Genomic DNA, 12,620 nt, shown 5'->3' with positions numbered 1-12,620 from the left:
CGGCACCCGGCAAGACCCTCGCCAAACAGGAATTCATCGTGCCGTGAGCAGCCGCGAGGGGGACCCTGCGCGCGCCAGTCCGGAGCCTGCAGGTCTGGACCCGGAGGGTAAAGGGCCAGGCAGTGCGGGGCAGGTCAGTTCGGGGCAGGGAGCAGGATTGGCCCGCGCCATGCTGGGGGCAACGCTCGTGTTGGCGGGCGATGCCATGCGCGACGCGCAGGACGCCAAGCCCGGCGCGCCCGCCCCGGCCCGCCCGCCCGAAGCGCACAAGATCAAGCCCAAGGCGGCGGTTCCTGAACCCCGCTTTGCCGCCGGCGCGCCGCCAGTGGCCCGTAAGCCGGGGCTGCGCCGCGCGCGGCGCGCACCGCCTGCTGAGATTGCTGCCCCCGCCTCGCGCCAGCTTGCGGCAGCGGTAGCGCCGCTTTCGCCGCTGCCGTTTTCCCTGCGGCCCCAACCCCCGCTTCCCCAATCTCAGCCCGATCAGCGCTTGCCTGATTTGGTCCCGCCCGATCAGGCGCTGTCCGATCAGGTGCTCTCGAATGAGCCTGGGGCCGCCCTTCCCGCCGAAACCGATGTTGCCGCGCCGCCCGTTGCCGCAAGCGGGCGCGCAGTGCCCGGTGATGCCCCCATGTCGGTCCTTGCTGCCGCGCCGCTGACGCCTGCTGCTGCCTTGCCCGAATTGGCCCTGGCCGACCCCGTGCTGCCGCTAAGCGTGCAACCCGAACGCGTCTTTCTGGCCGAAGCGGTTGCTCCGTCCCAGGCGCAGCGGGCCCGGATCGAGGCTGTACCCCTGCCCGCCATGCCAGAGGCAGGCGAGGCGACATCCGCGCCCGAAGTGGCGGTGACGGCTGCCAAGCGCCTGCCCGAACCGGCATTCGGCAAAGCCCCCGCCCCGCTTCCCGCCTCTTCGGCGGCCACGTCTCCTGAAGAACTGGCACCCGCGCCCCCACCTTCTCCGCCGGCTTCAGTTTCGCCGCCGCCGCCGCCCGCCACGATCAAGCTCGCCTCGAACGAAGCGCGGCCTCCTTCGCGCGTTGCCCCATCCCCCGGCTTATCCTCTGCCCCATCCCCCGCCCCTCACCGCGCCGCGCGCAGCATCCCGCGCGCCCGCATGGACATGCCCGAGCCCACCTTCGGCCAACCCGCCACCAAGCCGGTGATCGCCGCTTCGGCGGGCATAGCTTCCAAAACCGCGCGCACCGTGCTCGCCCCGGCCACTGCGCTCGCCCCGGCCCCCGTCAGCAGCGGCGGCGGCGTCGCGAACAGCACGCCCGCGTCTGGCCCCGCGCCGGTGCTCAGCGACGAGGACGAGCTGATTCTCCAGATCGAGACCGGTCAGGGCGAGCTCAGCGATACGATCACCGGCTATGGCCTGCGCAGCGGGGTCTATCTGCCGCTCGGCGCGCTCACCCGCTTCCTCGATCTGCCCATCGCGATCAGCGACGAGGGCAATTATGCCAGCGGCTGGTTCCTGGATGAAAAGCGCACGCTGGTGCTCAATCTGCGCGCGGGCACGCTGATGGTCGCGGGCCAGCCGGTCGCGCTCGGCCGCGCCGATGCGGTGGCCTATCAAGGTGAGCTCTATCTGCGCGCGGAGCGCCTCGCCGCCCTGTTTCCGCTCGATCTCAAAGTCGATCTGCGCAGCCAGACGGTGGCGGTCAGAACCCGCGAACCGTTTCCATTCGAAGAGCGCCAGATCCGCGAAGCCTTGCGCGAACGGCTTGGCGGGCGCGCCGCGCGCGGGCCCGCAAAAGGGTTTGCCCGCGAGGAAACGCCATGGCGCGCGGCGACTTTCCCGCTGAGCGAGGCCGAACTGCGCGCCATTGCCGATGATCAGCAAGGCGCGCGGGTGGAAGGCGATTTTCGCTTTGCCGGCGATCTGGCGTTCATGACCGCGCGGGTTTTTGCCAGCGCATCCAGCCGCGACGGGCTCACCGCCGCGCGGCTGGAGCTGGGCCGCCGCGATCCCGATGGCGATCTGCTCGGGCCGCTGGGAGCGACCGAATTCCAGCTCGGCGATGTTTCCACCGCCGCCCTGCCGGTCGGCCTGCGCGGGATCGGCGGACGCGGCGCCTTCATCACCAACACGCCGCTGGAGCAAGCCTCGATCTTCGATTCCATCGATCTGCGCGGCGATCTGGCAACGGGCTACGAAGTCGAGCTCTATCGCAACAACACCCTGATCGGATCGACCGCCCGCGCGATCAACGGGCAGTATCAGTTTCTGCAAGTGCCGGTCGATTTCGGGCTCAATGTATTCCGGCTGGTGTTTTATGGCCCGCAGGGCCAGCGCCGCGAAGTCGTGCGCCGGATCAGCGTGGGCGACGGGCGGCTCGCCCCGGGGCAATTTGTCTACAGCCTCGGCGCGGCGCAGCGCGACGTCAATCTGCTGGGGGTGCGCGGCCCGCGCTTCATCCCGGGCCAGGATTACGGCGCGTGGCGCGGCTCGGCCGAAATCGGCTATGGCATCTCCCGCGCCCTCACAGCGTCGCTCGGCGCAGGATTCTATCAAACCGGGGCCATCGGCGCGTGGCGCAATCGCTGGCTGGTCACGGGCGGCTTGCGCACCGGGCTGGGCTCAACCGCGCTGCGGCTCGATCTGGGGGTGCAGGATGGCGGCGGCAAAAGCGCCGAAGTCGGTGTCGGCGGCAAGCTTTTCGGCGTGGCCTATGCGCTTAATCACGCCGAGTATTCCGGCGGCGCGATCGACGAGGTGCGCGCCTTTACCGCCGATCCGCTGCGCCGCGCAACCGAGCTGAACTTGAATGCCACGCTCCAGCTCGGCGCGGCCGGGGCCTCGCGCGCGCTGCCGCTCACCGCGCGGCTGCGCCGGATCGAATTTGCTGATGGCCGCGGCTTGACTGACGCCGCGCTGCGCGCTTCGTTGCCGCTCAGCGGGCTGATCCTGTCCAATACGCTGGAATATTCCGGGCAACGCTCGCCCCAAGGCGCTCTCAACAGCGCCGCTACCAGCCGTCTCACTGGCTCGTTCGATCTGGCTACCCTGGGCGGTTCACGCACGCGCCTTCGCGCCAGCTTCGATTATGGGATCATCCCGGGCCCGAAGCTGATCGCCGCGACGATTGCTGCCGATCGCAGCTTTGGCCCGCGCACCGAGCTGCGCGCCGCCGTTTCGCACACGCTGGCCGACCATGAAACGACGCTTGGCTTTTCGGCCATCCACCGCCTGCGCGCGGCCTCGCTGGCGTTTGACGGCAGCTATGGCGCGCGATCGGGCCACTATAGCCTCACGATGCGCCTCGGCGTCAGTTTCGGGCGCAATCCGCTGACGGGGCGGATGTTCCTCGCCCGGCCCGGGCTGGCGGCGGCGCTGCGCGCCTTTGCCGACGATAACGGCAACGGCCACTTCGATCCGGGCGAGCCGCCCGTGCCGGATGTGACGTTCCTTTCGGGCACCGAGGAGACCAAGACCGACGCGGCGGGCCGCGCGCTGATCGCCGGGCTGGGCGACGGCACCCGCGCCTCGGTGCGGGTCGATGCCGATAGCCTGCCCGACATTACGCTGGCCGCGGCCCGCCCGGGGATCGAACTGGTGCCCCGCCCGGGCCGCGTCCATGTCAGCGACTTTGCCATCGTCTCGCTCAGCGATGTCGAGGGTACGGCCTATTTCCGCAGCGGCAGCGCAGACCGCGCGGTCTCGCGCTTGCGCCTGCGCATGGTGCGGCCCGATGGCACCATCGCGGCATCGGCGCGCACCGAATCTGATGGCTTCTACTTGTTCGAACGGCTGGCGGCCGGGGATTACCGGCTTGAGCTTGACCCCGAGCAAGCCGCCACGCTGAAAATCCGCATCGAAGCGCCCATTGCGCTCAAAGTCAGCGGCAAGAGCCGCGTGCTGCGCCAGCCGGTTTATGTGCTGGCAAACCCGCAAGGTTGATGCAGCGGATCACAGTCAGACAGAAAACCGCCGCACATAATCTCAAAGTATTCGGTTGAACCAGGCGATTTTAGTACAAGATGCGCAGTCAGTGTCATGTCATCCAATAAACACTGGCGATCATCCCCAGCCACAAACAAACCGAGATCAGCCCTGCGACTGCGAATCCGGTCCACATGCTTTTGCGTTGCCGACGCTGCGGTTCGGTCGTATTGGTCCGGTCGTGCATAGCCACAGCGATGTCTTGCTTATTTGCCACCAAGCCTGCTCCCATGGTGCCCCGAACTATTGCGGGGAGAGAGCTTAACCATCAGACCCGATGACAGCGTGTAAAAACATGTAAATTAGCCGCAGCTAGCATTATACAAACGGCGAATTGCACCTACGCATCCCCAACATCCGGCACGCTGACTGCAGCAGATACACTGCAGCAAGCAGACCTTATCAGGCGGGCGGAGCAGCAAGCAGACGGGGCCCAGAGGGGAACCGGCAAGGAGACAGATGCGCATCGGGATCGTCGATGACGACCATACCATGCTGGAATTCCTGTCGCGCCTGCTCGAAGCGGACGGCTGCAACTGCGATGTTTTTCGCAGCGGCCGCGACCTGCTGACCATGCTGGGCCGCGAATCGTTCGACCTCCTGCTGCTCGATTGGAACATGCCCGATATGACCGGCATGGAAATACTCGACTGGGTGCAGCACCATCTCGAACCGTGCCCGCAAGTGATCATGGTCACCAGCCGGTCCGACAAGGATGATGTCGCCGCCGCGCTTCAGGCCGGGGCCGACGACTATATCGTCAAGCCCGAATCCAGCGTCGTCATTTCGGCCAGGGTCAAGGCAGTGCTGCGGCGCTCGCGCTTGCGCGCGCCGGCGGGCCGTTATGAAAGCTTTGGCGTCTACGTGTTTGATCGCCTGCACGGCATCGTCACGCTGCATGATGAACCCATCGTGCTGACCGCAAAGGAATTTGCGCTGGCCTATGTGCTGTTTCGCAACATGCACCGGCCCCTCTCGCGCCGCTATCTGATGGAGGCCGTCTGGAAAACGGTCGCCGAGCTCTCGACCCGCACGCTCGACATGCATGTCTCGCGCGTGCGAACCAAGCTGCATTTGCGCTCTGACAATGGCTACCGTCTCCAGACCGTATTCAACTATGGCTACCGGCTGGAGTCATGCTGATCATGCGTGCCTTGCGCGGCGCAATGTGCGCCGTCTCGATTGCTGCTGCCTGCAGCGCCGCACAGATTGCGCCAGTTTTGGCTGCTCCAGTTTTGGCCGCGCCGCATGGTGAGCGAATTGCCGAGAGTCCCGCCAAGAAAACCGTTGTGAACTATGCAGTCCGGCGCGGCGAGAACCTCTACACGCTGGCCCGGCATTATCTGATGCGGCCCTCCGATTATCGGACCGTGCAGCTGCTCAACAAGATTGCGGACCCGCGCCGCATCCCTGTCGGCACCTGGCTGCGCATCCCCTTTGCGTTGCTCAAAACCGAACCGCTGACCGCGCGGCTGGTGGCGGTGCGCGGATCGGTGCGCTTACGCCGCGGCGCGCAGGACATTGTCCCGCAGGTCGGCGCGCCGGTTGAGCAGGGCAGCGTGCTGGAAACCGGAGCGGATGGCTTTGTCGCCATCACGCTGCCCAATGGCTCGCGCACTTCGCTGCCCACGCGCACAAGTTTGCGCATCGACCATTTGCGCCGCGTCTTGCTGACAAACAGCATCGACTATGATTTCACCGTCGCTGGCGGGAAAGCCGAGATCAAGGCCGCGCCGCTAGGCGAGAACGCGAACAACCGCTTCCGCATCCGCACCCCCCGCGCCATCGCGGCGGTGCGCGGTACCCAGTTTCGCGTCGGTTTCACCGATGAGATCTCGCTGGCCGAGGTGCTCGAAGGAACCGTCGCCGCCAGCGCCGATGAAAACGCCGCGCCGACCGATCTTTCACAAGGCTTCGGCGCGGTCATCACGTCTGCAGGCACCATCACGCCCGAGGCGCTACTTCCAGCCCCCGATCTGCTCTCGCCCGGCAAAGTTCAGGTCGATCCGCTGGTCCGGCTCGCCGCCGCGCCGCTGGCCGGTGCGCGCGGCTATCATCTCCAGATCGCGCAGGATTCCAGCTTCGCCGCCGTGCTTGCAGAGGCCAGCAACGACACCGGCCAGTTTGCCTTCGCCGATATTCCGAACGGCGGCCTGTTCGTGCGGATCAGTGCGGCGGCATCCTCCGGCCTTGAAGGCATGGCGCAAACCTTCGCGATGCGCCGCGTGCTGGCCGGCCTTGCCGCATCGGCCAGCATGGATGCCGACACGCTGCGCTTTGCCTGGGGCGGTCAGGGCGAGGGCAGCCGCATCTATCACTTCCAGCTTGGTCCGAACGCGCCGGACGGCCCGCTGATGATCGACGAGGCGGGCCTTACCGACGAGAGCCTCGCGCTTCGCCATCTGCCACCGGGGGTCTATCGCTGGCGCGTGGGCTTGCGCCAAACCACCGGCGAAGGCACCATCGAAAATTGGCTGCCCTTCGAAAAGCTGACCGTTGCGCCGCAGGAACGCTGATTGATCCGCCAGCGCTTGTATCTGGAATGGTCGCTGGTCGCTCTGGCGGCCGGCCTGTTCATCTGGCTGGCCAGCATCCACGGGCGATTGGCGTTCATCGACCACAAGATTTACGATGTAGCCTCGCAATTGATCACGCCGCAGGCCGACGATGCGATCCTGATTGTCGAGATCGACGAGGCAAGCCTCAAAGCGCTGGGCCGGTGGCCGTGGCCGCGCCGCGAGCATGCCCGCCTGCTTGGCACACTGGCGACCTATCGCCCGGCGGCCATCGCTTATGATGTGCTGTTCCTCGAACCATCGGCTGATGACGCCGCGCTCGCCGCCGCGCTCGCCAATGCCGCGCCGGTGTTTCTGCCCGCGCTGCAGGAGCGCGATGCTGCCGGGCGCGTGCATGGTATCACCCGCCCGCCGCTGCTGCTGGTGCAATCCGCTGCGGGCATCGGCGAGGCCGAGCTTGTGCCCGATGGCGATGGCGTGATCCGCCGCGCCGATAGCGCCGGAGCCAAGGGGCAAGGCGCGCTGCCCAGCCTCACCGCGCTGATGCTTGGCCGGTTTACCGGCGCATCGCCAAACGCCGCCAGCGCGAACAGCCCGTTCCTGATCAACTATGCGGGCCGCGATAGCTTTCGCCGCGTCTCGTTTGCCGATCTGGCCGCCGGTGAGGTGCCCCGCGCGCTGGTTTATGGCAAGTTGATCATGGTTGGTGCAACTGCCGCCGGCCTTGGAGATGTCCACTCTGTTCCGGAGCGGGCTGGCGGGCTGCTCTCCGGCGCGGAGATACAGGCCAACATCGTCAATACCCAATTGACGCATAGCCGAATCCGTACGCTGCCGCCCCCGCTGGCGGCCTTGCTGGCCATGATCCCGCTGGCGTTGCTGATGGCCGGATTCTTGCGGCTGACCCCGGCGGCGAGCTTCGCGCTGGCCATCGCGCTCGGGGTTGCCATGCTCGGCGTCAGCGCGGCGGCGCTCGTGCTGGCGCATCTGTGGATTGCGCCTGCGGTTGCTCTGACGGCGCTGGCGATGGCCTATGTCCTGTGGGGCTGGCGGCGGCTGGCGGCCATGAACGCCTTCATCATCGCGCGAACTTCGGCGCTGGCCAGTGAACCGGGCATCGTGCTCTCGCCTCGCCTATCCGCGCAGGGCGGTGATTTCATCGCCAATGAAGCCAATCGGCTCGACCATGTCATCGAGCAGCTAAGGTCCTTGCGCAATTTCGTGAGCGAGGCGGTCGAGGCGCTGCCAGCCGCGATCTGTGTGGTCCGGCCGGATGGCGGCGTTGTGCTCGCCAACCGCGCCGCCGCCGCCCTGTTCGGCGAAAGCGCGACCGGCCGCCAGATCGATCAGTTGACCGCGCTAGTGATGTCAGCACAGGAAGGTGAAAACGGCCTCTTGCGCGATGCGGCGGGGCGATCGTTTCTCAAGACCAGTTCCAGCCTGCCCGATGGCTATGAGATCGTATCGTTCGCCGATGTGTCCGAGTTGCGGCGCATTGCCGATGAACGCGACGACATCCTGCAATTCCTCTCGCATGATATCCGCTCCCCCAATGCCGCGATCGTCACGCTGCTTGAAACCGAGCAGATCGCGGGCGGGCCATCGGGGGCTTTGCCGCTCTCTGGCGCGACCATCGAGCATATTCGCGCCCATGCCCGCCACGCGCTTCGGCTCGCCGACGATTTCGTCCAGTTGGCGCGCGCGCGGCGGCGTTCGATCACATTCGAACCGGTCGACCTCAGCGACATCGCGCGCGAGGCCGCCGACATGGTCTGGCCGCGCGCCAGCTTGCGCGGTGTGACTATGCACGAAGGCAGCGGTGCCGACGAGATCTGGATCATGGGCGACCGCAGCATGGTTTTGCGCGCGGCGATCAATCTGCTTGAAAACGCGGTCAAGTTCGCCCCGCCAGACGCCACGGTCACTTATACGGTCGCAGCGGAAGGCGAACAGGCCGTGCTCAGCGTCTCCGGCCCCGGCCCCGCGATGCCGCCCGGGCGGCAGGCTGCGCCCTTTGCACTTTATGCCGATGGCCGGCCCGCCGATGGCACGGGCAGCGTCGGCCTTGGCCTCGCGTTTGTTCAGACCACCGCCTTGCGCCATGGCGGTGAGGCCAGCCACACCTATCACGATGGCTTCGGCTCCGAATTTCGGATCACCCTGCCGCTCGCCTCGCCCGAAGACTGATCGTCAGTCCTGCCCGCTGCGCAAAGCCGGGCGCGCGCTGGTCTTGCCCGCCAATGCCGCCGCGGCTTGCGCCGCCAGCGCGCCGATGCTGCTCCCGGGTGCGGCCTTGCAGTGGTGTTCCTCGGCCCAGGCGCGGCTGGGGGCCTCGCCTGTTCGTTCGGCCACGAGCGTCAGGCGAAACGTGCGGTCGGCGCAGTTCTGCATGGCTCTGCGCCGTTTCGCCGCCGAAAGCACAGCGCCCTTCGCCGCCAGCACTTCGAGCGACGCGGGGCGCTCGGCAAATGTAACCACCACGCGCGCCGCACCCTCAGCGTCGGCCGGGTGCCCCCGCGCCGCCAATTGCTCGGCCACTGCGCGGCGAACCGCGTCCACCAACGGCCCGTCCTGCTCGTGCGACACCGCCAGTGCGACTGCGGCATTGGCAGGCAAAGCCGTCCCGGTCAGGCCGGAACGGGTTTCGATCGGCCCGGCGCAGCCCGCCATGCCCACTGCGAGCAAGCAAGCGCCAAGACCCGCCATTCCGCGCCAAATGCTCATCATGACCCAAACTCCTCGTGCGCCCACTAGCCGAGAGCGGCGCGGGATGCCAAGGTCGCAGCCAGTGTTTTCGCTCACGCAGGATTGCCCATGCCCTCCGGCCTCGCCGCCCTCCTCGACGATATTGCAGGTATCGCCAAACTTGCCGCCGCCTCGATCGACGATGTCGGCGTGGCCGCGACCAAGGCGGGGGCCAAGGCCGCCGGCGTGGTGATCGACGACGCCGCCGTCACCCCCACTTACGTTACCGGCTTCACCCCTGATCGCGAATTGCCGATGATCTGGAAGATCGCGGTCGGATCGTTGCGCAACAAGCTGCTGTTCCTCCTCCCCGCCGCGCTACTGCTCAGCGCGTTTGCGCCGTTCCTGATCACCCCGATCCTGATGGTCGGCGGCGCGTATCTCTGCTTTGAGGGCGCAGAAAAGATCATCCACGCTGCTTCCGGGCATCATGCGGGCGAAGATCTCCATCCCGAAGCGCCGGGGGAGGACACGGCCTTGCTAGAACAGGAAAAAGTCGCCGGGGCCGTGCGCACCGATTTCATCCTCTCGGGCGAGATCATGGCCATCGCGCTGGCCGACCTGATCACCGACGCCAAAGGCGCGCCGATTGCCGTCGGCTGGAACAATGCCGGGACACTGGCCGCCGGGCTGGCGCTTGTCGCGCTCGCGGTGACAGTCGGCGTTTACGGCGTGGTCGCGCTGATCGTGAAAATGGACGACATCGGCGTGCACCTCGCCAAGAACCGCCACTCGCCGTTCCGCGCGCTGGGGCGCGGCCTTGTGCGGGCCATGCCGTGGCTGCTGCGCTTCCTGTCGCTGCTGGGCACCGCCGCGATGATCTGGGTCGGCGGCGGCATCATCGTCCACGGCCTGCATGCCACGCCCGAATTCATCGAACACGCAGGCGGCGGCAGCGGCTTCGTCCACTGGCTGGCAGATGCCGGATTTTCAGGCGTGTGCGGGCTTGTCATCGGCGGTGTGATCGTGGCTGTAGTCGGCGCTGTGCAGAAGGCGCGCGCGAAGGGGTAGGCGGGGGCGATCTAGGACGTGGTTGATGAGACACGTGGAGCGCAATTCAGGGGTTTTCGCACCTGTAACCGTCATTCTTTTTTGGAATCCACTTGGCTACGACGACTTAGTTCTGGGTCGGGGTCAAATAGCCATACGAATTGAGCTCGCGGATCAACAAGCTGGGGGTATCCTTGCTCCAGGCCGGAAACAGCAGGTCTCCGCGAACCATCCGGCTGAACTGCTCGACTCCGAAGGCCGATCCGATTTGCCGGTCCATCTGGCTGGAGTCATGGTTCTTGATCTGCTGAAGCATTTGCGCCGCCTGCGAACCCGACGCGTCGGCACGATCGGGTCGGCGCAAGGTGATCAGCGAGATCACCTGTTTCTGTTGATCCAGGACCAGATTGTTGCGGAACAGATATTGAATGATCGGAATATGGCCGAGAATGGGCGCCGAATTGGTAAGCTTGTTCTTTTCCCGGTCCTGAAAGCCGGTGAGGATGACCGGTTCGTTGAACCCGACGACCGCGCTGACTTCGATCACGTTGTGATTGGTCGCAAACGAGTTTCTGTCGAAAATGAATTCCTGAGGAACGACCTGGAGCGATGACCGCGTCATGCGGATCGAAAGCATGGCATGGTTGTCGTCGATGAATGTCGGAATCACCGCGAGCGAGAAGCCGATCGGCCTGTCTGCAAGCGACGCCGATCCCTGCAAGCCACTTTGCAACCCCAGCGTCAGGTTGGCCCCGGTGAGAAAGGTGCTTCCCACCCGATCCACCAGCAGCAGGGTCGGACTTGCGATCACCGAATTCCGGTCGAAGATGCTGTTGGCGATATTCAATTCGCATTTCCCGCCACGGAGTCACATTTTCCATGGCGGGACTGTAAACTCCGCCATCGGGTGGGCTTGATCTTAGTTACAGGTTTGCCACGTGGTCCCATAGCAGGACCCGCCAGTGGTCCAGACGGTGAAGGGGCCAACGACCACGAAGGTCAAGACGGCACCCTTCAGGTTAGCGCCGCGCAAGTTCGCACCGGTCAAGTCCGCATCAGCCAAGTTCGCTCCAACGAGGATCGCGTTCTGCAGGTTCGCACGGGTCAGGTTGGCATGGATAAGCTTCGCCTGAGACAGGTTGGCGCCGGCCAAATTCGCATTGGTCAGATTGGTTGAGACCTTATTGGACGTGCTGGACAGGTTTGCTCCCACCAGGTTTGCGCCGGCCAATACCGCAAAACTTAGGTTTGCACCGGTAAGATCTGCGTTCGTAAGAACGGAATTGGTCAGGTTCGCGCTGCTCAGATCGACGCTGCTCAGGATCGCATTGGATAGATCGTAAGCACTGAGATCGATCCTCTTCGTCGGGTACATATTGTACGTGATAACGCGTGGACCAACATTGATCTTTGTGCAGTTGGCCCAGTTCAAGCCCGGCCCGGACGGGTCTTCACAGGCCGCCTGCGCGGCCGTAGTCGTGAACACCAGCGCCGAGATCGTGGCGAGAAGACTTTTCAGCATGGGAGGGGCTTTCGATTTGGAAAAAAGTGGTTGCGAGCGGCATTGACGGGTTGGCGCACTGCCCAATGCTTGGACACTGGGGTTCGATGAGCGGGGCGATGCGCGTTCAAGGTATATTGCAGCATACCGTCTGCACCGGCAGCGCCGGACCCAAGGCCGAACGCTGTGGTCAGGGTTCTGGTAACCGACGGGTTGCTGCCAGTGACAGTGGAGGACACGAAATTGGCGCCGACAAAGGCGTGGAGACCATCGAGGAGATTGATTCCCTGCTGGTCATTGAGAATGTCTTCAGCTGAAAACAACGTGGCTTCCAGAACCGCCATTCTCGGTGGCTTGCCATCGCACGGCGCCGGCAAGGCGAGCAGGATGGCTTTTTCTTCGGGATTGCTTCCTGGCGTGTCGCCGCCATCGGTCTTCTTGATGAAGTTGGCCGGATTGCTGGGTGCGTCTTCAGATGACGAAGCGATGCCTTTGCAATTGAACCAGGCCACCGGCGAATAGGCTTTGGCGGCGCGCTCCGGCCCTGCGCTTGAGGTCTGGTCTGGGGCGCTTGCCGGACCGCTACCGGCGGGCACACCGCTCGCCATGCCTGTTGCGCCGGAAGGAACCGCTTCCTTGCCGCTCAGTCCAGCGATTGCGCCGCCACCTAACCAAGCACACCAAACCCGCCCTGCCGAACCGCACGCTTTTCCCACGTTCCCCAAACCCGCAACGAAAGCCCGGAACTGAAGGGGACGTTGCACTACATTGCCCCCCGTTGTCGGGAACTCGCGCTTGTCCGCCGCAGGGAGGCTCTCATCGATATGCCATTGGAGAGCAACCGATAGCCAGTAAGCAGGGTTCGTACTTGCCCATGGTTCTATCAACATTACCGTTGATAGAACCATGGGCGCGCTTCATTCATGGC

General features: G+C 65.2%; 9 protein-coding genes. 5 read left to right on the top strand and 4 right to left on the bottom strand.

Annotated features, from left to right (window positions below):
* Positions 1 to 169: 169 nt before the first annotated feature.
* The 4 genes from Q0O40_RS12835 to Q0O40_RS12820 all read left to right on the top strand — a co-directional run bounded on the left by Q0O40_RS12835 (position 170) and on the right by Q0O40_RS12820 (position 8,643).
* On the top strand, positions 170 to 3,898 hold the full coding sequence (locus Q0O40_RS12835; protein WP_295530472.1) for a hypothetical protein: 3,729 nt from the start codon (positions 170 to 172) through the stop codon (positions 3,896 to 3,898).
* 501 nt (positions 3,899 to 4,399) lie between these two features.
* The gene (locus Q0O40_RS12830) at positions 4,400 to 5,083 is read left to right on the top strand and encodes a response regulator transcription factor (protein ID WP_295530469.1); all 684 of its coding nucleotides are present in this window, start codon (positions 4,400 to 4,402) and stop codon (positions 5,081 to 5,083) included.
* Positions 5,077 to 6,456: a FecR domain-containing protein gene (locus Q0O40_RS12825; RefSeq protein WP_295530466.1), complete on the top strand. Its 1,380-nt coding sequence runs from the start codon at positions 5,077 to 5,079 to the stop codon at positions 6,454 to 6,456. Before Q0O40_RS12830 ends, Q0O40_RS12825 begins: the two co-directional genes overlap by 7 nt.
* Complete coding sequence (locus tag Q0O40_RS12820) at positions 6,457 to 8,643, top strand: CHASE2 domain-containing protein (protein ID WP_295530463.1); 2,187 nt, start codon at positions 6,457 to 6,459, stop codon at positions 8,641 to 8,643.
* 3 nt (positions 8,644 to 8,646) lie between these two features.
* Here Q0O40_RS12820 and Q0O40_RS12815 read toward each other — a convergent pair whose 3' ends face one another.
* Positions 8,647 to 9,183: a hypothetical protein gene (locus tag Q0O40_RS12815; RefSeq protein WP_295530460.1), complete on the bottom strand. Its 537-nt coding sequence runs from the start codon at positions 9,181 to 9,183 to the stop codon at positions 8,647 to 8,649.
* Between the two features lie 87 nt (positions 9,184 to 9,270).
* Here Q0O40_RS12815 and Q0O40_RS12810 point away from each other — a divergent pair, with 87 nt between their 5' ends.
* Positions 9,271 to 10,212: a DUF808 domain-containing protein gene (locus Q0O40_RS12810; RefSeq protein ID WP_295530457.1), complete on the top strand. Its 942-nt coding sequence runs from the start codon at positions 9,271 to 9,273 to the stop codon at positions 10,210 to 10,212.
* A 106-nt stretch (positions 10,213 to 10,318) separates the two neighbouring features.
* Here Q0O40_RS12810 and Q0O40_RS12805 read toward each other — a convergent pair whose 3' ends face one another.
* The 3 genes from Q0O40_RS12805 to Q0O40_RS12795 all read right to left on the bottom strand — a co-directional run bounded on the left by Q0O40_RS12805 (position 10,319) and on the right by Q0O40_RS12795 (position 12,300).
* Positions 10,319 to 11,038, bottom strand: a complete 720-nt coding sequence (locus Q0O40_RS12805; RefSeq protein WP_295530454.1) for a hypothetical protein — start codon at positions 11,036 to 11,038, stop codon at positions 10,319 to 10,321.
* Between the two features lie 72 nt (positions 11,039 to 11,110).
* Entirely contained in the window at positions 11,111 to 11,713 is a 603-nt protein-coding gene (locus Q0O40_RS12800) for a pentapeptide repeat-containing protein (RefSeq protein ID WP_295530451.1), read from the bottom strand.
* Entirely contained in the window at positions 11,707 to 12,300 is a 594-nt protein-coding gene (locus tag Q0O40_RS12795) for a hypothetical protein (RefSeq protein ID WP_295530448.1), read from the bottom strand. Before Q0O40_RS12795 ends, Q0O40_RS12800 begins: the two co-directional genes overlap by 7 nt.
* Between the last annotated feature and the right edge of the window lie 320 nt (positions 12,301 to 12,620).

Source organism: Novosphingobium sp. Chol11, from assembly GCF_945870625.1.
In the GTDB taxonomy this organism is placed as follows: domain Bacteria; phylum Pseudomonadota; class Alphaproteobacteria; order Sphingomonadales; family Sphingomonadaceae; genus Novosphingobium.
Note: the sequence above shows the minus strand (reverse complement) of the source record. Positions and strands in the feature narration are given on the sequence as shown.